Origin of the sequence: Aminobacter sp. Y103A (assembly GCF_030294925.1) — a bacterium.
GTDB lineage: Bacteria > Pseudomonadota > Alphaproteobacteria > Rhizobiales > Rhizobiaceae > Aminobacter > Aminobacter ciceronei.
The window spans coordinates 3,299,499-3,319,956 of the sequence record NZ_AP017986.1 but is presented as its reverse complement, the minus strand read 5'-3'; the positions used below and the strand labels follow the sequence as shown (position 1 = coordinate 3,319,956).

Annotated in this window: 16 protein-coding genes; 4 read left to right on the top strand and 12 right to left on the bottom strand. The window is 60.5% G+C overall.

Annotated elements, in window-relative coordinates; translation table 11 throughout:
* Positions 1 to 2 precede the first annotated feature (2 nt).
* The 3 genes from Amn_RS16250 (at position 3) to Amn_RS16240 (ending at position 4,256) form a co-directional block, all read left to right on the top strand.
* The gene (locus tag Amn_RS16250) at positions 3 to 3,185 is read left to right on the top strand and encodes an efflux RND transporter permease subunit (RefSeq protein WP_210283742.1); all 3,183 of its coding nucleotides are present in this window, start codon (positions 3 to 5) and stop codon (positions 3,183 to 3,185) included.
* A gap of 74 nt (positions 3,186 to 3,259) precedes the next feature.
* A complete protein-coding gene (locus tag Amn_RS16245) occupies positions 3,260 to 3,640 on the top strand; it encodes a hypothetical protein (RefSeq protein WP_067961459.1) in 381 nt (126 codons plus the stop codon).
* Positions 3,641 to 3,644: 4 nt separating this feature from the next.
* On the top strand, positions 3,645 to 4,256 hold the full coding sequence (locus Amn_RS16240) for a DedA family protein (RefSeq protein WP_067961461.1): 612 nt from the start codon (positions 3,645 to 3,647) through the stop codon (positions 4,254 to 4,256).
* A 152-nt stretch (positions 4,257 to 4,408) separates the two neighbouring features.
* On the opposite strand, the gene Amn_RS16235 is transcribed toward Amn_RS16240, so the two are convergent.
* From Amn_RS16235 to Amn_RS16205, 7 genes are all read right to left on the bottom strand, one after another.
* Complete coding sequence (locus tag Amn_RS16235; RefSeq protein ID WP_067961463.1) at positions 4,409 to 4,618, bottom strand: hypothetical protein; 210 nt, start codon at positions 4,616 to 4,618, stop codon at positions 4,409 to 4,411.
* Between the two features lie 130 nt (positions 4,619 to 4,748).
* Entirely contained in the window at positions 4,749 to 5,906 is a 1,158-nt protein-coding gene (locus Amn_RS16230; RefSeq protein ID WP_067961466.1) for an acetate/propionate family kinase, read from the bottom strand.
* A gap of 15 nt (positions 5,907 to 5,921) precedes the next feature.
* A complete protein-coding gene (locus Amn_RS16225) occupies positions 5,922 to 8,315 on the bottom strand; it encodes a phosphoketolase family protein (RefSeq protein WP_067961468.1) in 2,394 nt (797 codons plus the stop codon).
* Positions 8,316 to 8,474: 159 nt separating this feature from the next.
* Entirely contained in the window at positions 8,475 to 8,825 is a 351-nt protein-coding gene (locus Amn_RS16220; protein WP_067961469.1) for a diacylglycerol kinase, read from the bottom strand.
* 57 nt (positions 8,826 to 8,882) lie between these two features.
* Positions 8,883 to 9,569 carry an ABC transporter ATP-binding protein gene (locus Amn_RS16215; protein WP_067961471.1) on the bottom strand — a complete coding sequence of 229 codons (687 nt, stop codon included), beginning with the start codon at positions 9,567 to 9,569 and terminating at the stop codon, positions 8,883 to 8,885.
* A complete protein-coding gene (locus Amn_RS16210; protein WP_286290442.1) occupies positions 9,566 to 10,807 on the bottom strand; it encodes an ABC transporter permease in 1,242 nt (413 codons plus the stop codon). Before Amn_RS16210 ends, Amn_RS16215 begins: the two co-directional genes overlap by 4 nt.
* A 3-nt stretch (positions 10,808 to 10,810) precedes the next feature.
* On the bottom strand, positions 10,811 to 11,818 hold the full coding sequence (locus Amn_RS16205; RefSeq protein WP_286290441.1) for an efflux RND transporter periplasmic adaptor subunit: 1,008 nt from the start codon (positions 11,816 to 11,818) through the stop codon (positions 10,811 to 10,813).
* A gap of 182 nt (positions 11,819 to 12,000) precedes the next feature.
* On the opposite strand from Amn_RS16205, the gene Amn_RS16200 reads away from it, so the two are divergent.
* Positions 12,001 to 12,459, top strand: a complete 459-nt coding sequence (locus Amn_RS16200; RefSeq protein ID WP_286290438.1) for a host attachment protein — start codon at positions 12,001 to 12,003, stop codon at positions 12,457 to 12,459.
* Between the two features lie 464 nt (positions 12,460 to 12,923).
* On the opposite strand, the gene Amn_RS16195 is transcribed toward Amn_RS16200, so the two are convergent.
* The 5 genes from Amn_RS16195 to Amn_RS16175 all read right to left on the bottom strand — a co-directional run bounded on the left by Amn_RS16195 (position 12,924) and on the right by Amn_RS16175 (position 20,380).
* The gene (locus Amn_RS16195; protein WP_286290436.1) at positions 12,924 to 16,703 is read right to left on the bottom strand and encodes a vitamin B12-dependent ribonucleotide reductase; all 3,780 of its coding nucleotides are present in this window, start codon (positions 16,701 to 16,703) and stop codon (positions 12,924 to 12,926) included.
* Between the two features lie 633 nt (positions 16,704 to 17,336).
* Positions 17,337 to 17,828 carry an NUDIX hydrolase gene (locus Amn_RS16190; protein WP_286290432.1) on the bottom strand — a complete coding sequence of 164 codons (492 nt, stop codon included), beginning with the start codon at positions 17,826 to 17,828 and terminating at the stop codon, positions 17,337 to 17,339.
* A 246-nt stretch (positions 17,829 to 18,074) separates the two neighbouring features.
* Positions 18,075 to 18,572 (bottom strand): xanthine phosphoribosyltransferase, encoded by a 498-nt coding sequence (gene gpt / locus Amn_RS16185; protein ID WP_055970685.1) that lies wholly within the window; start codon positions 18,570 to 18,572, stop codon positions 18,075 to 18,077.
* Between the two features lie 117 nt (positions 18,573 to 18,689).
* Entirely contained in the window at positions 18,690 to 19,529 is an 840-nt protein-coding gene (locus Amn_RS16180; protein WP_067961480.1) for a universal stress protein, read from the bottom strand.
* 92 nt (positions 19,530 to 19,621) lie between these two features.
* Positions 19,622 to 20,380: a competence/damage-inducible protein A gene (locus Amn_RS16175; protein ID WP_263006861.1), complete on the bottom strand. Its 759-nt coding sequence runs from the start codon at positions 20,378 to 20,380 to the stop codon at positions 19,622 to 19,624.
* Positions 20,381 to 20,458 lie beyond the last annotated feature (78 nt).

Sequence of the window (20,458 nt, the reverse complement as noted above, 5' to 3'; positions counted from 1 at the left end):
CGATGAGTTTTGGTATTGCCGGGGGCTTGACGCGAGCTTTCATCGCCTCGCCACTGACGCCGCTGTTCCTGGTCGCTGCCTTCGCGTTCGGACTCGTCGCTCTGTTGACATTGCCACGTGAGGAAGAGCCGCAGATTTCGGTTCCAATGGTTGATATCCTTGTTCGCGCTGACGGCCTGAAGGCCGATGATGCCGTCAAGCTGATCACCGAACCGTTGGAAATGATCGTCAAAGGAATAGATGGCGTGGAGCACGTCTATTCGCAAACTGACGACGATCAAGTGATGGTAACCGCACGCTTCATCGTCGGAACTTCATCCGACGCCGCGGTGTTGCGTGTCCATGACAAGGTCCGCGCGAACTTGGACCGCATTCCGTTCGGCGTCCCCGAACCGCGCATCGTCGGCCGCGGCATTGACGATGTTGCGATCGTCACGCTGACGCTTTCGCCCAACCCACACATGGCCGATCGCATAACGGCGAACGATTTGACGCGCATCGCACGCGAATTGCGCACCGAGATTGCCAAGATCGACGATGTCGGCCTGACTTATCTCGTCGGCGAAACGGCAGAGATCATACGGGTGGCGCCGCGTCCCGAAAAGCTCGCCCTCTACGGCGTCACGCTGCAGCAGCTTGCCGCGAAGGTTTCCGGAGCCAACAAGGCCTTTCCTGCTGGAGGGGCCAGGGACGATGGCGAGCAGATCGCCGTCATTGCCGGCGAGACGCTGAGTTCACCAAACCAGATCGGCAATCTGTTGGTGACGACGCGCGATAACCGTCCAGTCTATGTCCGTGACGTGGCCGACGTTGCCTTCGCAACCGACACGGGGGAAATTCTGGTGTCGACGGTCCTACGATCGAAAAATGGAGTTTCGCGCGTTCCTTCGGTCACGCTGGCCATTGCCAAACGTGCGGGTTCGAATGCGGTGACAGTTGCCGAATCGATCCTGCACCGTGTCGAAATGCTCAAAGGAAGCCTCATTTCGGGCGAGGTGTCGGTCGAAGTCACACGCAATTATGGCGAGACCGCCAACGAAAAGGCGAACGAGCTGCTTTATCATCTCGGGCTCGCCACGGTCTCGATCATCCTTCTTGTCTGGCTGGCCATCGGGTGGCGTGAAGCCGTAGTCGTCGCTGTAGTTATTCCCGTAACGATTCTGCTTACCCTCTTCGCTTCGTGGTGGATGGGCTATACGCTCAACCGCATATCGCTTTTTGCCCTCATCTTCTCGATCGGCATTCTCGTCGACGACGCAATCGTCGTCATCGAAAACATCGCGCGCCACTGGGGCATGGGCGACGGCCGCGAACGCAAGGATGCTGCAATTGAGGCGGTTGCCGAGGTCGGCAATCCGACCATCGTTGCGACACTTACCGTCGTCGCTGCGCTTCTGCCGATGCTTTTCGTGTCGGGGATGATGGGACCCTATATGAGCCCGATTCCTGCAAATGCGTCGGCAGCGATGATCTTTTCGTTCTTCGTCGCTGTCACGGTAACACCTTGGTTGATGCTCAGGATCGCCGGTAGGGCAACCCCGATCAGTCACCACCAGGGGCATGGCGGCGTGTTCGGCCGCACCTATGCCGCCGTGGCAGGCCCGATCCTGTCGTCGAAAATCGCAAGCTGGTCGTTTCTGCTCGCAGTCGGCATTCTTACCCTCGGTTCCCTTGCGTTGTTTTACACCAGGGATGTGACCGTCAAGCTGCTTCCCTTCGACAACAAGTCAGAGCTATCGGTCACGATCGACCTGCCCGAGGGCTCCTCCGTCGAAGCCACAGACGGCGTTGCGCAGGAGGTTGCGCGCATAGTTCTGGCTTTGGAGGAGGTGATGTCGGTCCAGACGCATGCCGGGACTGCGGCACCTTTCAATTTCAACGGCCTGGTGCGCCATTCCTTCTATCGGACGGAGCCGCAACAGGGCGATGTCGCCATAAACCTTCTGCCCAAAGCGGAGCGCATCCGCTCCAGCCATCAGATCGCGCTCGAGATTCGAGAGCGTATCAAGGCCGTGTCCATGCCGTCGGGCACCAGCCTAAAGGTCGTCGAGCCGCCGCCTGGGCCACCCGTCATGGCAACGCTTCTGGCAGAAGTCTACGGACCCGATGGCGAGACCCGGCGAAAAGTCGCGGAGAAGGTCGAGATGGCCTTTCGGTCGGTTCCATTCATCGTCGACATCGACAATTCCTATGGGCAGCCCGCGCGCCGGCTGCGCATGCGGATTTCAACCGACGACGCCGAATTCTTCCATGTCGAAGAGAGCGACGTCTTCGACACGATCGCGATCCTCAACGGCGGCACGACGGTCGGCTATTCCCATCGCGGAGGCGGCCGGCAACCAATCCCCATCCGCGTCGAGCGGCCGAAGGGCGATAGGGTTGTCGACGAGCAGTTCTTGGCGACGCCCCTTCCAGCCAACGTACTGCCGGGTGATCGCGGCGTTGTCGAACTCGGCGACGTTGTGCGGGTTGCCGAAGAACGTGCGTCGTTTCCGGTATTCAGGCACAATGGCCGCGCTGCCGAAATGGTAACGGCTGAACTCGCTGGAACTTTCGAAGCCCCCCTTTACGGCATGCTTGCGGTGCGGGAGGCCATCGATGTGCAGGACTGGACGGGGCTTCCGAAGCCCGTCGTCTCGCTGCATGGCCAACCGCAGGATGAGGGTTCCTCGACGCTCCTTTGGGATGGCGAATGGGAGGTTACCTGGGTGACCTTCCGCGACATGGGCGCAGCATTTGTGGTCGCGCTGCTTGCCATATACATTTTGGTCGTTGCGCAGTTCGGCTCCTTCAAGCTGCCGCTTGTGATCCTGACACCGATACCGCTGACCTTCATCGGCATACTGGGTGGCCATTGGCTGCTTTCCGCGCCGTTCTCGGCGCCCTCTATGATCGGGTTCATCGCGCTCGCCGGCATCATCGTGCGTAACTCAATCTTGCTTGTCGATTTTATCCGTCATGCCAACACCGGCGAACTGCCTCTGACCGAGATACTGATTGAAGCTGGTTCAATTCGTTTCAAACCGATCCTACTCACCGCGCTCGCAGCCATGATTGGCGCGGCGGTAATTCTGTCGGATCCGATCTTCCAAGGGCTCGCCATCTCTCTGCTGTTCGGTCTTGCTTCGTCGACATTGCTCACGGTGCTCGTCATCCCGGCGATCTACAGGGTGCTGAGGACGTAGATGAGAAATGAACAAATGACCCTGGCAAGTCCCGCTGAAAGAACTCCAACAGACATGCAAGGTCGGGGAGGGTAATGCGCATCCGCTCGAACAAGATACCGGTCCGCCTGGCAAATCTGATCCTGCTGGCTGCGTTCGTCACCGCACTTGTTGCCAGTGGGTTCTTCGCGATTCGCCTGACCGTCCATGCGGTCTATTGGTCATCGCACCGCGACGAGCCGATCGAACCATGGATGACAGTGGGCTATGTGGCCCACTCCTACAATCTGGAGCCGAAAGCGCTTTTCAGTGCGCTTGATCTTCCGACAGGTGTTTCGGACAGGCGGACCCTTGGCGACATAGCATCGGCCAAGGGCGTTTCGTTTGAGGCGCTCAAATCCACCATCGAAGCGAGCATAGGCAGGAGCCGGCAGCAATCGAACGGCGGTCTGTCCGATAGAATGAGCGGCAGCTAGGCCCATGAGCGATGCGGCGATGGCTTTTCTCGCGGACTATGGTGCCTTTGCGTTGTTCGCCATCCTTGCTCTCGGTAGCCTCGGCGTACCGCTTCCTTCGTCGCTCGCCCTGCTCGTGGCCGGTTCGCTGGTGGCGCGCGACCAGTTGGATTTGGTCTCCATCTTCGCGTGGGGGATTGCCGGCGCTGTGTTGGGTGATCAGGTGGGCTACCTGATTGGCCGCCTGGGAAGCGAGGGGCTGGCCGAAAGGCTAGCCGAGAGGCTGCACATGGCCGACACCCTTAGCCATGCGCGGACAGCAACTGTCCGATGGGGTGCAATCAGTGTCTTCCTTACCAGGTGGCTGCTTAGCCCGCTCGGTCCGGGAGTCAACATTGTTGCCGGTATGATGGCCTATCCTTGGTCACGCTTTACCGTCTGGGGTGTCTTCGGCGAAGCTGTCTGGGTGTTCCAATTTGTTGGGTTGGGAATACTTTTCAGTCGCAGCATTCTGGCTGTTGCCGACATCCTCGGCGATTTGACGTGGTTCCTTGTGTTTGCCGTAGTTGCCGGTTTGCTTGGCCTGAAGATTCTATATGAAAGGCGGATTGGCTCGGCTTCGTTGCAGTCGCATTAGGCTCTTGGCGAGGTTATCCTCGCCGGCCGGAGCCTGTCGGATTACCGGTGGCCCCCAAACGGTCTGCTGTCATTCGTCGGTTGCGCCGAGCCCTGACAACCGAACGATCGTGAGGCATCGAGCGAGACGGTCTGGAACGCTCGGCTGCGGGACTAGTCGGTTGGTCGAACTGACAGCCAAATCTTGGGCAGATGTTCCGGCCTGGCCATCGCAAGTCCGAGGGCCAGCGCCTCTTGCAGGTCAGTTGTGTATTTCGCGCTTCCTTCGAAGCCACCGAAATAATTGACCCGGATGACGCCGCCTCGCTTGCTGATTGCTACGCCCACCGCACGCAGGCGTTCCTGCACTTCGCGATACTTCATTGGCTGTCCCCGCCCGAATGTCCCGGAGCCGCAGCAGCGGTTCGCTTCAATCCTAGAAACGCATCAACGGCAACGCTTTGACTTGGGTCAACAGCGTGGGATCAGTTGGGTCGCGCCGGGTGCCGACTTGTCAGGACTGAAACTTGGACATCTGTCTGGCAATGGACAGTTCCTCGTTCGTGGCTATCACACGAACCTCCACCTTGCTGTCGGGATGGCTGATCACGTCGCCGTCGCGCGATGGATCGAGTTTGACCCCCAACCACTGGAGTCGCCGGCAAATCGCCTGCCGTATTTCTGTTGCGTGTTCGCCGACCCCTCCAGTGAAAACCAGAAGCTCGATGCCTTCGATCGAACTGGCAAGAGCCGCAATGGCCCGTGAAATGCTGAACACGAACAAGTCGATGGCCTCGGTCGCCCGTGGATCGCTGCTGGAAAGCAGGGCGCGCATGTCGCCCGATATGCCCGACACGCCGAGTAGGCCCGATCGACGATACAGCAGGTCCTCGACCTCGGTGACCCCCAGCCCTTGCGCTTTTTGCAGATAGAGCAGGATGCCGGGATCAATCGAACCACAGCGTGTGGCCATCATCACCCCATCCAGTGCGGTGAAACCCATGGTCGTGTCCTGGCTCTTCCCGTCGACCATGGCGCAAAGACTGCAGCCGCTGCCCAGATGGGCAACAATAGTCCTCTGCTGCAAAAGCCGAGGTGAGATCTCGCCCAGATGGTGGGAAACATATTCATAGGACAAGCCGTGAAAGCCGTAGCGACGCACGCCATCGCTTTCTAACTGACGGGGAAGCGCATATCGGCTGGCGGGCGGCCGCATCGAGGAATGAAAAGCCGTGTCGAAACAGCCAATCTGCACGAGGCCCGGCTGTAGCTCAGCCAACGCCCTGACGGGCGCGAGGCTCGCGGGCTGGTGCAACGGGGCGATGGGGGTGAGTTCGTCAAGTGCGGCGATAACGTCCGTCGACAGGCGAATTGGTGTCACAAAGCGGCTTCCGCCATGAACTATGCGGTGGCCGACCAGCTCCAGCGGCCGGCCGTCCAAGAACGGTTGGAGAAACTCGATAAGTCCCTCCAGCAACGATGCCGTTGATCTCGCGGCAACAGGTCGGCCGTCGGCGAGAATTTGGCCCGACGAGTGCTTTGCCGAAAAACGGGGAGATCCGCCAATGCCATCGAACACGCCGCGTAACAACTGCTCCGGGCCAGCAGGCGACTGCGTGAACAGCCCGAATTTCAAGCTGGAAGATCCTGCGTTCAGCGCCAGGAGAGCCATGTGGTTCTTCCTTTCTCAGCCCCGCCATGACCAGTTGCGCACCTCGGGCATGTCTTCTCCATGATCTCGGACGTAATGCCAGTGTTGTGAGAGACAGTTCTCGAAATAGGCCCGCGCTTCTGCAGCCTTGGGCCCAAGGTTGCGGACGCGGTCGATAGCTTCGATGGCGAGATGATAGCGGTCCATCTTGTTGAGAACGGTCATGTCGAAAGGCGTAGTGGTGGTACCTTCTTCTTGGAAGCCGCGAACGTGGATGTTCTCGTGGTTGTTGCGGCGATAGGTCAACCGATGGATCAGATAAGGGTAGCCGTGATAGGCGAAGACGACCGGTCGGTCCGCAGTGAACAATGCGTCAAAAGCTGCATCTGTGAGGCCGTGGGGATGCTGGCTAGCCGACTGCAACGTCATGAGATCCACGACGTTGACGACACGAATCTTCAGGTCTGGCAGGGCTTCCCGCAGCAGGCCCACCGCGGCAAGTGTCTCTAGCGTGGGTACATCGCCGGCGCAGGCCATCACAACATCGGGGCCGCTGTCGTCTTCGGAGCCGGCCCAATGCCAGATGCCTGCTCCAGCTTGGCAGTGGGCGATCGCGTCGGCCATGTTCAGCCATTGTTGCTGGGGCTGCTTTCCAGCCACGATCACATTGATCCGGTTAAAAGTGCGCAGGCAATGGTCAGTTGCCCAAAGCAGGGTGTTGGCATCGGGAGGCAAATAGATGCGGACTATGTCCGCCTTCTTGTTGGCCACGAGGTCGACGAAGCCCGGATCCTGATGGCTGAAGCCGTTGTGATCCTGCCGCCAGACGTGCGAGGTCAGAAGATAGTTGAGCGAAGCGATCGGTTGCCGCCAAGGCAATTCTCGTGAAACCTTTAGCCATTTGGCATGCTGGTTGAACATCGAGTCAACAATGTGAATGAAGGCTTCGTAGCAAGAGAACAGCCCATGCCGCCCTGTCAGTAGATAGCCTTCCAGCCAGCCCTGGCAGAGATTCTCGCTCAAAACCTCCATGACACGCCCATCGCGGGCAAGGTGCTCGTCATAAGGCTCGATGTCGGCCATCCACACCCGGTCGGTGGATGCGAACACTGGATCAAGCCGATTGGAAGCAGTCTCGTCGGGTCCCATGATGCGGAAGTTCCGAGCCTCGGCGTTCAGCTCGACGATTTCCCTGAGCATCCGTCCCATTGTCCGCGTCGCCTCCCCGTTGACGGAACCGGGTGATGGCACATCGATCGCAAACGACCTGAAGTCGGGCATGACAAGGTCGCGCTTGAGGCCACCGCCGTTGGCGTGAGGGTTGGCTCCCATCCTTCTGATCCCCTCAGGAGCCAATGCCGCCAGCTCCGCGCGCAGCCTTCCCTGATCGTCGAACAGATTGTCGGGGTCATAGCTCCGCATCCATTGTTCCAGGATGTGAAGATGCTCCTCGTTTTGGCGTGGATCAGTGATCGGGACCTGATGAGACCGCCAGAACCCTTCGGTCTTCTTGCCGTCTATCTCTTTGGGACCAGTCCAGCCCTTGGGACTGCGCAATACGATCATCGGCCAGCGGGGGCGTTCGGCGCGACCCTCCCGCCTTGCTGCCGTCTGGATCGCCTCGATGCGATCACATGCAGTGTCGAGCGCCATGGCCATCTTGCCATGCATTTCGACAGGGTCCTCACCCTCGACGAAGATGGGTTCGTGCCCGTAACCTGTCAGAAGGTCATGCAGCTCGGACTTGTCGATGCGGGCAAGCACCGTCGGATTGGCGATCTTGTAGCCATTGAGGTGCAGGATCGGCAGGACGGCGCCGTCATGGACAGGGCTCAAGAACTTGTTCGAGTGCCATGAGGCTGCAAGCGTGCCAGTCTCAGCTTCGCCGTCGCCTATCACGCAGGCTACGACTAGATCGGGATTGTCGAAGGCGGCCCCATACGCATGAACCAGTGCATAGCCCAGCTCTCCGCCTTCGTGGATGGAGCCGGGGGTTTCAGGCGCGGCGTGGCTGGGGATGCCGCCGGGGAAGGAAAACTGCCGGAAGAGCGCGCGCATGCCGTCGGTGTCGCGGCCGATCTCGGGGTAAATCTCGGAATAGCTGCCCTCGAGATATGTATTGGCCACCATACCCGGTCCGCCATGGCCTGGCCCGCAGACATAGATCATGTCGAGGTCGCGGTTCCTGATGAGGCGGTTCAGATGTGCGTAGATGAAGTTGAGTCCGGGTGTGGTGCCCCAGTGGCCAAGCAGGCGTGGCTTGATGTGCTCGGGCTTCAGCGGTTCCCGCAGCAGAGGGTTGTCCAGCAGATAAATCTGCCCAACCGACAGATAGTTCGCCGCCTGCCAATACCGATGAAGCAGATGGAGTTCTTCGGAATCGACGAATGCGTCGTCGATTTCGGCGAGTGACTTCTTGGCGCTCTGCATTCCGCGTTCCTTCCCAAGATGGAAATGTCTTCGGGAGCGTAGTCAATGTGACTCAGCATGCGTTGAGCCATGTCAATTGTATGTCGAGTTGGAGTGCACTCTTCCGATTGGTCGAGGGGAGACTGTGTGACCGCCTGCTATTGGCCACGCCTGGATGGCTTAGCTGTGTGCCGCCAAGAACAGCAAACCGACCGTCAGCGCGCCAAGGCAGACGAGCAACACGCCGGCAGCCGCCATGTCCTTAACAACGCGAATCTCCGGATGTACTTCCGGATGCAGATGATCGACGAGGGCCTCAAGAGCCGAGTTGAACAGTTCCGCGGCCAGCACAACGGCAATCGCCAGCCCAATGACGGCCAGCCAGATACCAGAAATGCCGAGCAGGGCAGCGCCTAGGACAACGATCAGGCCAATCAGCGCTTGAGTGCGGAAACTGCGCTCACGTCGCCAGCCGTCTTGCAGTCCCTGAATGGCAAAACCAAAACGATGGAGAAATGCCTTGTTCTTCATTGTCGTGTCCTTGGAGGCAATCGTCCCGGGGCGGGCGCATCGCCACTATAAGCCAAGCTAGCCTGGGACCACTTCAGCGATCTTGCCGTCGACAAGATGGATGCGGCGATCCATGCGGGCTGCCATTTCGAGGTCGTGCGTAACCGCCACGATGGACTTGCCGCGTTCACGTACGAGGTGCTGGAGTATCTCGAAAACTTGCTCGGAGCTTTTGCTATCCAGGCTTCCCGTCGGTTCATCGGCAAGGATGATCGGCGGGTCGTTTGCGAGCGATCGCGCCACGGCGACCCGTTGTCGCTGGCCGCCCGACAGTTGGTCAGGCCGTTTGTCGAGATGCTCGGCAAGCCCCAGGGATATGAGCAACTCGCTGGCCCGCTCGCGTATCTGGCTTCGTTCGAGGCGGCGCAGCTTGCGCATTGGAATCTCCACGTTCTCTCGCGCGGTGAACTCTGGCAGGAGAAAATGGAACTGGAAGACGAAACCCATCATCGAAAGCCGTGTACGGGAGCGCTCCTTCTCGTCCATGGGTCCGGTGTCGCGTCCACCGATCTTCAGTGTGCCACTGGTGGGGCTGTCAAGGAGCCCGAGCAAGTAGAGCAGAGAAGACTTGCCGGACCCAGACGGTCCAGTAACGGCCACGAATTCCTTTTCGCCAATGCTCAGCGTGACATCTTTGACGAGCGTTACCGGAACTGTTTCCGGCAAAATACGCGTCAGTCGTTCGGTCTCGATCAGCGGGCTCATGATGCGCCCCGGATTATGTCGACAGGATTGAGACGGGCCGCACGGCGGGCGGGCAAGTATCCAGCGACCGCTGCAGAGGCCAGTGCAAAAGCTGAAGCGCTCAAATAGTGCAGAATGCTCCAAGTGATTGGCAGCCGGGTCATTTCCTGACCGGTCGCGGCGATTTCGAAGCGAACCTGCGACAGAGCGTAGGTCATTGCAAGGCCGAGGAGCCAACCGAACGCGCAGCCGGCAGCGCCGATTGCCAAGCCTTCCATCAGGAACATGCGACGCATGTCGGCTTCGGGGAAGCCGAGCGACTTCATGATGGCGATGTCACGCGCCTTCTCATGCGTGATGGTGGAGATGATGTTGTAGATGCCGAATCCGGCGACCAGCATGATCGCACCTACCACCGTGTACATGATGACATTGCGGACAACGAGGGCCTCGAGGATGGATTCGTTCGCTTCCTGCCAAGCAACAGCCTTGTAGCCAAGCTCAGTCTCAGCCCGGTGCGCCACCGCAGGTGCGCTGTCCGGATTGTCGAGCTTAATTCGTATCTCGTTGATGGCGTTCGGGCGCGCTGACAGGATTTGAGCATTCTTCAGCAGAACGTAGGCCTCGCCTTCGTCACGAATCGTTGTCCCGGTATGGAACAGGCCCACAATTCTGAACGCGCGGGTAAGCCCGTCTGAGGAAACGGCCGTTATCGTGTCTCCAAAGCTGGCACCTAGCCGGGAAGCCATGGTGTCTCCGATCACCACGTTGTTGCCGCCCGCCGCGAGCGCTGCGAAGCTGCCTTCAACGAACTCCTCGATGATCGGCGAAACAGCAGATTCTCGCATCGGATCGATCCCGATGACCGCCGCGCCAGCTTCTCGATTGGAATAGCGGATAACACCTTGCGTCTTCAGGCTCGTTGAGAAGCGACCGGGAACCCAGGTGTCGAGCCAGGCTGCTGCAGCCGTCGGATTGATGATCCCACGCCGATCATCACGTGGCCTCAGCCCGGAAATGGCGGCAGTGGCAAAAACGTCCTCCGCAGGCTGCCGGGGGGCTGTGCGCATTTCGTCGGTGATGGCAACGTGAGGCATGGTGTTGATGAGCTGCCTGACGAAATCGTCCTGCCCACCCTGCATCAATGCCGCCATGGCAATTGAGAAGCCCACGCCAACAGCAACACCCAGGATGGCCACAACTGTCTGTCGCCCGCGTCCGGCGATATGCGTGACCGCAATGTCGAGAATGAGGGGCATGATCTACTCCTCTGGGCCTGAGATGATCACACGGCTACCGTCGGCGAGGTCGGCAGGATAGGGAGTGACGACGAGAGCCTTTTCGTCGAGGCCAGCCAGAACCTCGGTGCTGCCCGTGCCGCGGATGCCGATACGAATATCGCGCCGTCGCGACCTGCCGTCCTCGACAACGAAGACATGGTTCTGGTCAACCGCAGCAGAGGGAATGAGCAGGGCATTTTTCGAGACTTGGACGACGATGTTGATGTCTGTCGACATCCCGATGCGCAGCGGTGTTTCATCGGGCAGCCGAAAGCGGACGCGATAGGTCTTCGTCGCCGGATCGCCTTTTGGCGTAATGCTGTCGACTTGAGCCTCGAGTTTTTGCTTCAGAAAGGCATCGGCTCTAAGAAGGGCGCGTTGACCAATTTCGACGCGGGGAATGTCCTCTTCGTTGACATCTGCGACCACGAGCAGTGGTTTTGGCTCCCCGACCCAAAATAAAACCGTACCTAGCTCGGCGACCTCGCCCACCTCACCATCTTGCCTGAGAACGATCCCCGGACTGGGCGCTCGCAGAACATAAGTCTCGAGCCGGGCTTTCCGCCCAGCGACCAGGGCTTCAATTTGCAGAAGCTCGCTTTGGGAGCGATCGAGCGCTTGTCGGCTGGCCGCGTTCCGTTCGGCAAGTACGGACAAGCGCCGAAAATCCTCTTGGGCCAGCGAGCGTCGTGCCTCAAGTTCGGCCAGTGCCGCGCGCTCTTCGCTATCATCCAGACGAGCCAGAACGTCGCCTTGTGAGACCCGGGACCCTTCGCAGTTGCATTGTTCGACGATACGTTCGCGAACCACCGGGGCCACTTTCGCCCAGGTCCGTGGCTCGACTGTACCGCTTGCATAGACGATTTCGGCCGCGTCTCCGCGCGACATCGTCGCAACCGACACGCTTGGGGGGCGCCAGAAATACCAGGCGGCAGCTCCTGCCACCGCACCGATAGCAACAAGGCTGTATATGCATCGTGCCAGCCGCACAGCATTTGCTCCTGCTAGGTCTTATGTCGCTGCCAGAAGGGAGGTTCGCTCGCCCGGTTGCTTCGCCCGCCTTCAGAAAACGGACTTTGTTCCATGCGCGCCTTGACCCCGGTCAAAGCGAGGTGGCGAGCACCGACTTATTCTCTTGCGACCATCAAGAACCACTCCGAAAGGAATGCGCCATGAAACGCAAGAAAATGTGGATCTTGGTAGCGGATGGCGCTCGTGCTCGCATCATTCGCCGGATGGAGGGCGACAACGAGGACGCAGCCTTGTTGGACGATCTGGTTTTCGAGGTGAATCACAAAACACTGCGCGAGATTATGTCGGACAGACCCGGACGCAGCTTTGCGTCCAAGGGAAGACGGCGCTCCGCGATGGAGTACGCGTCTGACCCAGTCCAAGAGCAAGAGGTGCAGTTCGCGATTACGCTCATTGAAGAATTGGGACGGCGCTACGCCGACCATGAATTCGATCATCTTGCGATCGTCGCCGAGCCACGCATGCTCGGGGCACTGCGTCAGAACCTACCCGGAGTTCTGCTTTCCACACTGGTGAAAGAGGTCGCAAAAGATCTCACCAAACTGCCGAAGCTCCAGCTTATGCAAGCCCTGAACAAGCTCGATATCCAGGTTTGTTGAAATGCGGATCCATGCGAACAAACAAGCGAGGAGATGCGTCAGACAGCATGTGACATGCTGGACCAAGCGAGCGAATGCCGAGCACAGAGGCAATCACATGTACCGTTCCGTGGGGGCGCGAGTGCCCGCGAGATTTTGCCTTCACGCCCTTAACCAGGGACAGAGAGCCAGAAAGCGAAAGCCCGGATATCTATATGTCCGGGCTTTTTTCCCTATCGATCTAGGCGAGCCAACTTTGAGTGTCGGATGAGCCATCCATCTTGACGCTGAGCAAGATACGGTGACGCGTCAGGGCATTTTCAACTTTGGGTGGCCGCCCAAGAGGCAGCTCTCCGTGCATCCTCAAGCTGCGCACTCTTCGCAGCTTCCCTTACTTCTCATCGAGCGGCCGTTTCGCCGCTCCAGGAACACAACATTGGCTTTCAGGCACACAACTTTGGGTGTCCGCCCACTGCTGACCAGCCTCAGCTGCACCCTGATGTCGCGCCGCAGGTGTCGCACTTTTCGCAGGTGCCGTTGCGGACCATGGTGAAGTTCTGGCACTCGGAGCAGGAGTTGCCGGTGTAGCCCTGCAGCATCGACTTGGCGCGGCGGTCGGCGGCGACTTTCTTGGCGTCGGAGGCTTCCTGGGCGGCGGCGTCGGTGAACAGCGACGTCGTCACCGTTTCCTCCGTCTCCTCAACGGTGATTTCCTCGGCCAGTTCCTTGGCGCGCTCCTCGTAGTCGCGCTTGTAGGCGGTCGATTCCTCAGCTGAGATCGCAGCCTTTGGCGACAGCGACAGCACGTTGGAACCGGAGAAGGCGGTCACCGGTGTGGCGCGCGCCGGGGCGGTGGTGGCCGAACCCTTGGGGTCGTTGCCGGCGCCGGCCGAGACGACCTTGAGCGGCGAGGCACCGCGGGTCAGGCCCTTGGAGAAGGGCAGGGCCTTGCCTTCGGTGATGCCCTTGCCAAGTGCGGTCTTGTCGAAGTCCGACTGGTCGACATGGGCGAGGTCGTGGCGGCCGAGGTAGCTGACGGCGAGCTCGCGGAAGACGTAGTCGAGGATAGAGGTGGCGTTCTTGATGGCATCGTTGCCGATGACCATGCCGGCCGGCTCGAACTTGGTAAAGGTGAAGGCTTCGACATATTCGTCGAGCGGCACGCCGTACTGCAGGCCGAGCGAGATCGCGATGGCGAAGTTGTTCATCATCGCACGGAAGGCAGCGCCTTCCTTGTGCATGTCGATGAAGATTTCGCCCAAGCGGCCGTCGTCGAACTCGCCGGTGCGCAGATAGACCTTGTGGCCGCCGACGACAGCCTTCTGGGTGTAGCCCTTGCGGCGGTTCGGCAGCTTCTCGCGGTCGCGGTAGAGACGCTCGATGACGCGCTCGACGATCTTTTCGGTGACCTGTACCGCCTTGGCGGCGGCAGGTGCTGCGATCAGCGCCTCGACGACCTCGTCTTCATCCTCGTCCTCGTCAGCGATCAGCGAGGCATTCAGCGGCTGCGACAGCTTCGAGCCGTCGCGGTAGAGCGCGTTGGCCTTCAGCGCCAGCTTCCATGACAGCATGTAGGCGCTCTTGCAGTCCTCGACCGTCGCCTCGTTGGGCATGTTGATGGTCTTGGAGATGGCGCCCGAGATGAAGGGCTGGGCTGCCGCCATCATGCGGATGTGGCTGTCGACCGAGAGATAACGCTTGCCGATCTTGCCGCAGGGATTGGCGCAGTCGAACACGGCAAGGTGCTCTTCTTTCAGGAAGGGCGCTCCCTCGAGGGTCATCGCACCGCAGACATGGATGTTGGCGGCTTCGATGTCCTTCCTGGAGAAGCCGATGGCCGGCAGGATTTCGAACGAGAAATCGTTGAGCTGCGCGTCGGTGAAGCCAAAAGTCTCCTTCACCCAGTCGGCACCCAGCGTCCACTGGTTGAACACGAACTTGATGTCGAAGGCGCTCTTCAGCGCCGCATTCAGCGCTTCGATCTTCTCGTCGGTGAAGCCCTTGGCCTTCAACGAGCCGGGGTTGATGCCAGGTGCCTGGTTGAGATTGCCGTGGCCGACTGCATAAGCCTCGATCTCGGCGATCTGGGCCTCGGTGTAGCCGAGCGTGCGCAGCGCCTCGGGTACTGCACGGTTGATGATCTTGAAGTAGCCGCCGCCGGCGAGCTTCTTGAACTTGACCAGTGCGAAGTCAGGTTCGATGCCTGTGGTGTCGCAATCCATGACCAGGCCGATCGTGCCGGTCGGCGCGATCACGGTTGCCTGGGCGTTGCGGTAGCCGTGCTTTTCGCCCAGCTCGATGGCGAGGTCCCAGGCAGCGCGGGCGTGGCTGACCAGCTCCTGCTGCTTGACGTCGCTTGCCACCAGCGGCACCGGATTGACCGACAGCTTCTCGTAGCCGTCCTTGTCGCCATAGGCGGCGCGGCGGTGGTTGCGCATGACACGCAGCATGTTGTCGGCGTTGCGGTCGTAATCGGCAAAGGCGCCGAGCTCGGAGGCCATCTCGGCCGAGGTGGCATAGGCAATGCCGGTCATGATCGCGGTCAGAGCTGCGCCGATGGCGCGGCCTTCGTCGCTGTCATAAGGAATGCCCGAGGTCATCAGCAGGCCGCCGATATTGGCATAGCCCAGACCAAGCGTACGGTACTCGTAGGACAGCTTGGCGATTTCCTTGGACGGGAACTGCGCCATCATGACCGAGATTTCGAGCACCATGGTCCACAGCCGCACGGTGTGCTCGTAGGCGGCGATGTCGATGCTGCCGTCGGCGTTGCGGTAGGGCAAAAGGTTGATCGACGCCAGGTTGCAGGCGGTATCGTCGAGGAACATGTATTCCGAGCACGGATTGGAGCCGCGGATCGGGCCGGCAGCCGGGCTGGTGTGCCAGTCGTTCATCGTGGTGTTGAAGTGCAGGCCCGGATCGGCCGAAGCCCAGGCGGCGTAGCCGATCTTTTCCCACAGGTCGCGCGCCTTGAGCGTCTTCATCACCTTGCCGTCCTTGCGGGCGGTCAGGTGCCAGTCGCCATCGGTTTCCACGGCGCGCAGGAAGTCGTCCTTGAGCGAGACCGAGTTGTTGGAGTTCTGGCCCGAAACGGTGAGGTAGGCTTCCGAATCCCAGTCGGTGTCGTAGGTCTTGAACTCGATCGAGGTGTAGCCCTGCTTGGCGAACTGGATGACGCGGTAGATGTAGTTTTCCGGCACCGCGTTCTTCTTGGCAGCCTTGATCTCGCGCTTGAGCGCGGTGTTGACCGCCGGATCGAAGCAATCGTCATCCTGGCCTTCGCAGTTGACGCAGGCAGCCATGATCTTGGCGAGGTGCTGCTTGACGATCTTGGAGCCGGTGACGAGTGCTGCGACCTTCTGCTCTTCCTTCACCTTCCAGTCGATATAGGCCTCGATGTCGGGGTGGTCGGCGTCGACGACGACCATCTTGGCGGCGCGGCGGGTGGTGCCGCCTGACTTGATGGCGCCGGCGGCACGATCGCCGATCTTGAGGAAGCTCATCAGGCCCGACGAACGGCCGCCACCGGACAGCTTTTCGCCTTCGCCGCGCAGCATCGAGAAGTTGGAGCCGGTGCCCGAGCCATATTTGAACAGCCGTGCCTCACGCACCCACAGGTCCATGATGCCGCCCTCGTTGACGAGGTCGTCCTGGACGCCCTGGATGAAGCAGGCATGCGGCTGCGGATGTTCGTAGGACGACTTCGACTTGGTCAGCTTGCCGGTGAAGGGGTCGACATAGAAGTGGCCCTGGCCGGGACCGTCAATGCCATAGGCCCAGTGCAGGCCGGTGTTGAACCACTGCGGCGAGTTCGGCGCGACGCGTTGGGTGGCGAGCATGTAGGCCAGTTCGTCCTTGAAGGCGCGGGCGTCGCCTTCGGACTTGAAATAGCCACCCTTCCAGCCCCAGTAGGTCCAGGTGCCGGCGAGGCGGTCAAAGACCTGACGGGCATCGGTCTCGGAGCCATAGCGTTCGTTTTCGGGCAGCTTTTCCAGTTCGGCTTCGTCGGGGATCGAGCGCCACAGGAAGGAGGGGACGTCGTTCTCCTCGACCTTCTTCAGGCGGGCGGGCACCCCGGCCTTGCGGAAATATTTCTGCGCCAGGATGTCGGCAGCGACCTGGCTGAACTGCGCCGGCACGTCGATGTTGTCGAGGCGGAACACCACCGAACCGTCGGGGTTCTTGATCTCGGATAGGGCCTTGCGGAACTCGATCTCCGCATAGGCCGATTGTCCATCCTTGGTGAAACGCCGCTCGATGCGCATCGGTCGATTTCCTTTTGTCTATATATAGCGTCTTTCGCGGGAGATTTCCCGTTGCTGATGCGAAAGACGCAAGCCCGTTGATCCGGCTGCCTGGACAGCCGGTTGCCTTTTCCCGGACTAGCCGCCGCCTGGCTGGAGAATCTCCTTGCGGAGACTGCTTTCCTCAAGCCTGCGGCCCGTACCGGGCCCGTCGAACTGAAACTTTGATTGCGATTCCCTCATGGAGGGACAACTCACACTATCTAGCGTTCAGACTGCCTGCAAACACTAAATATAGTGTTAACAGAAGATTTCCGCCAGTCCCCAATTTTTACCCGCAAACCTCTTGGACACCCCGGAACCGCGCGCGAAACCACCCCGTCTGTGGGGGTGCAAATGCGAGCGGGAACTCACTAAATCTGGAGAAAAGGACCGGCCTCAGAACTTTCCGGTCACGTGCTCAACAAGCGCGCTTGAGTCATAAAAAGCGACTCGGCCGTTAACGTCAAGAAGTCGTTTATGCAGTTTTTGTGACCCCAACATCTTGTGTGTCACTTGTGTGGATAACGGGGAGAACCGGCCGCGTGAACGAAGCCGGCGAAAGGGCGGTCAGGGCGGGCCGCGAACCCTAGACTGCGCGGGCGCAAGCCCGTTTCAGGCGGCGAATTTTCCGTGCGCGGCACCGAAGGACGAGATCAGCCGGCAAAGATCGGGTTCGTTGACCATGCGCGCGGCTTCACTGGGCGAGACCCACTTGCGCGTGCGCTGGCGCCGCTCCTTCCACTTCTCGGCGACCTTGCGCACCTCGAGCGGATAGACGAGCACCTCGCAGGCGACCTGCTCGCCGCTGGAAAGCTCCTTGAGATAGAAATAGCGGCCGGCTTCGTGGGTGTCGACCGATCCGCTGAGGCCGGCTTCTTCGCTCGCCTCGCGCGCTGCGGTCTCGCACAGCCGTTCGGACGGTTCCGGCCAGCCCTTGGGCAGCACCCAGCGTCCGGTGTCGCGGCTGGTGATGAGCATGACCTCGATGCCGGTTGCGGTGCGGTGCCAGGGCAGGGCGGCGACCTGCATTCGGCACGGCGTCGCGCCGAACAGGCGGCGAATCCGCTCAAGAAGGTGATTGTGGTAGCTTGGCTTCATAAGCATCGGCAGTCCCACCCAGCCAGAAGACTCATATGCCGCGTAACGAATTGTACGGTTAATCCTCCGTAACAAAAGTAAATAGATTGATAATGAAGGCGCCCGGCACGCATCGGCCCGAAAATCGAAATCGATTTTCGGAAAACACGATGCGAACCCTTGGATAGTCAGAGCGTCCTTTGCGCGTCCGAACAGGACGCGCGGCGCTCTAACGGCCGGGCCGCTCGAGACTTCGGAGACAGGCGTCGCGGCTCAGCCCATGTGGTCTTCGGCGATCGGCTTCTGGTAGGTGAAGCCGAGATCCCAGGGGAAATAGATCCAGGTGTCCTGCGACACCTCGGTCACGAAGGTGTCGACCAGCGGCCGGCCTTTGGGCTTGGCGTAGACGGTGGCGAAATGCGCCTTGGGCATCATCGCGCGCACGATCGCGGCGGTCTTGCCGGTGTCGGTCAGGTCGTCGACGATCAGCACGTTCTCGCCTTCGCCTTCGAGCAGCGAGGGCGTGATCTCCTTCAGCACCTGCAGCTGACCCTGCGAGGTGTAGTCGTGATAGGAGGCGATGCAGATCGTCTCGATCAGGCGGATGCCGAGTTCGCGTGAGATGATGGCCGCGGGCACCAGGCCGCCGCGGGTGATGCAGACGATCGCCTTCCACTGCGGGTTGACGCCGGCGAGACGCCAGGCGAGCGCACGCGCGTCGCGATGGAACTGGTCCCAGGATACGGGAAAGGCTTTTTCGGGAAGGGACATTTGACGCGCACTCCGGCTCGGCGCGCCATATGGCGCGGAAATATGGGAATGCAGGCGGAATTAGCCGGAAAGCCCCGTCCTTGGCAAGGGCGGGGCGGCAGGAGTTGTGCGGTTATCTTACCGCGATAGCAGGATAGCCGTGTCGCCGGCCTGCAGGACGTTGCGGGTGACGCCGCCGAACAGGAATTCGCGGATCCAGGAATGGCTGTAGGCGCCCATCACCAGGAGGTCCGCGCCGGTTTCGACAACCTTGTTGTGGATGACGGCATCGACCGTGTGGCCCCGCGATTCCTGAACACTGACCGACACTTTGGCGCCATGGCGGGCAAAGGCGGAGGCGATCTCCGCACCTGCCGCGTCCATGCTCTGGGCTGCTGTTTCGACCGGATCGATGACCAGGATTTCGGTGGCGTCGGCCTCGATGATGAAGGGCAGGGCGTCAAAGGCAGCGCGGGTGGCTTCGCGGCTGCCGTTCCAGGCGATCAGAATGCGGCGGAACGTCGAGATCAGCGGCGCGGCATGCGGCACGACAAGCACCGGCCGGCCGGCCTCGTAGATCAAAGAGTCTATATCGGCGGCAACAGAGTCCTTCGCATCCGGAGATGCCTGGGCGACGATGACGATGTCGGCGCAACGTGCGCTTTCGACCCCCGACAGCGCGCTGTCGCCGGAAAAGCTCTCGAAGCTGCGCCATTCGAACGACACGCCCGACGTCTCGATGCGCGACAGGAATGCCTTCTGCACCTTTTCGGCGCGCTCCTTGCACAGGTCGGCATTGGCCTGGATGAATTCGGTGTCGGGAAAGCCGACAGCCGTCGTGTAGGGCATGGCCAGCGCCTCGGCGTGGACGCCGATCAGGTGGCTTTCGTGCCGGTCGGCAAACGGGATCGCCACGTCGAGAACGCGGCTGACGTCGCGTTCGCTCTGGATGATGGCAACGATTGTCTTGAACGGCATGGAACCCTCCTTTGTGCGCAGAAATCTGCTCAGCAAAGAAACACTATCATGCGGCTACTTGTTCCCATGTGACCTGGATCAAGTGTTTGGGATCAAGTCTTTGTGGCGTGTTTGGCAGCAGCTGCGATGTTGGTGAGCATGGCCTCGATGGCGATACGGGCGGCGTCCATGGCTTGCTCGGAGCGGGAGCGCACGACGAGTTCGGTCCAGAAGCTGCCGTCGAGATATTTCGGGTAGGAGCCGATAATGGTGTCGGGATGCGCCTTCTGGATCTCGCCGAGCGGGCCGCCTATGGTGCCTTCGCCATAGGGACACTGCACCGTCGTCGACAGCAGCTTGGCGCCGGTCCTGAGGGTGGGCATGACATTGTCGAGCATCGCCTGGAAAATCGACGGCACGCCGGCCATGACGTGGACGTTGCCGATGCGGAAGCCGGGCGCCACCGAGACCGGGTTCTCGATCAGCTCGGCGCCGCGCGGGGTGCGCGCCATGCGCTTGCGCGCTTCGGAGAATTCGAGGCCGCGCGAGGCGTAGTTGGCCTCCAGCATGGCATAGGCGCGCGGCTCGTATTCGCAGGGCACGCCGAATGCCTTGGAGATCGAGTCGGCGGTGATGTCGTCATGCGTCGGTCCGATGCCGCCCGTGGTGAAGACGTAGTCGTAGCGGGCGCGCACCGCATTGACCGCGGCGACGATCTCGTCCTCGTCGTCGGCTACAACGCGCACTTCCCGGAGGTCGATGCCGGCGGCGGTCATCATGTCGGCGAGGTGGCCGATATTCTTGTCCTTGGTGCGGCCGGACAGGATCTCGTCGCCGATGACGATCATTGCTGCGGTGACGATGTCGGCCATTTGGGAACTCCGCTGTCAGTGAGGTGCGCTGGGGTGCCAGAGCCAGTGAGGTATATGCCGCAGGCATTGGGCCCTGCA

Coding starts and splice junctions, on each gene's coding strand:
- Amn_RS16250 (WP_210283742.1), top strand. CDS start 3: ATGAGTTTTGGTATTGCCGGGGGCTTGACGCGAGCTTTCATCGCCTCG.
- Amn_RS16245 (WP_067961459.1), top strand. CDS start 3,260: ATGCGCATCCGCTCGAACAAGATACCGGTCCGCCTGGCAAATCTGATC.
- Amn_RS16240 (WP_067961461.1), top strand. CDS start 3,645: ATGAGCGATGCGGCGATGGCTTTTCTCGCGGACTATGGTGCCTTTGCG.
- Amn_RS16235 (WP_067961463.1), bottom strand. CDS start 4,618: ATGAAGTATCGCGAAGTGCAGGAACGCCTGCGTGCGGTGGGCGTAGCA.
- Amn_RS16230 (WP_067961466.1), bottom strand. CDS start 5,906: ATGGCTCTCCTGGCGCTGAACGCAGGATCTTCCAGCTTGAAATTCGGG.
- Amn_RS16225 (WP_067961468.1), bottom strand. CDS start 8,315: ATGCAGAGCGCCAAGAAGTCACTCGCCGAAATCGACGACGCATTCGTC.
- Amn_RS16220 (WP_067961469.1), bottom strand. CDS start 8,825: ATGAAGAACAAGGCATTTCTCCATCGTTTTGGTTTTGCCATTCAGGGA.
- Amn_RS16215 (WP_067961471.1), bottom strand. CDS start 9,569: ATGAGCCCGCTGATCGAGACCGAACGACTGACGCGTATTTTGCCGGAA.
- Amn_RS16210 (WP_286290442.1), bottom strand. CDS start 10,807: ATGCCCCTCATTCTCGACATTGCGGTCACGCATATCGCCGGACGCGGG.
- Amn_RS16200 (WP_286290438.1), top strand. CDS start 12,001: ATGAAACGCAAGAAAATGTGGATCTTGGTAGCGGATGGCGCTCGTGCT.
- Amn_RS16195 (WP_286290436.1), bottom strand. CDS start 16,703: ATGCGCATCGAGCGGCGTTTCACCAAGGATGGACAATCGGCCTATGCG.
- Amn_RS16190 (WP_286290432.1), bottom strand. CDS start 17,828: ATGCTTATGAAGCCAAGCTACCACAATCACCTTCTTGAGCGGATTCGC.
- gpt (WP_055970685.1), bottom strand. CDS start 18,572: ATGTCCCTTCCCGAAAAAGCCTTTCCCGTATCCTGGGACCAGTTCCAT.
- Amn_RS16180 (WP_067961480.1), bottom strand. CDS start 19,529: ATGCCGTTCAAGACAATCGTTGCCATCATCCAGAGCGAACGCGACGTC.
- Amn_RS16175 (WP_263006861.1), bottom strand. CDS start 20,380: ATGGCCGACATCGTCACCGCAGCAATGATCGTCATCGGCGACGAGATC.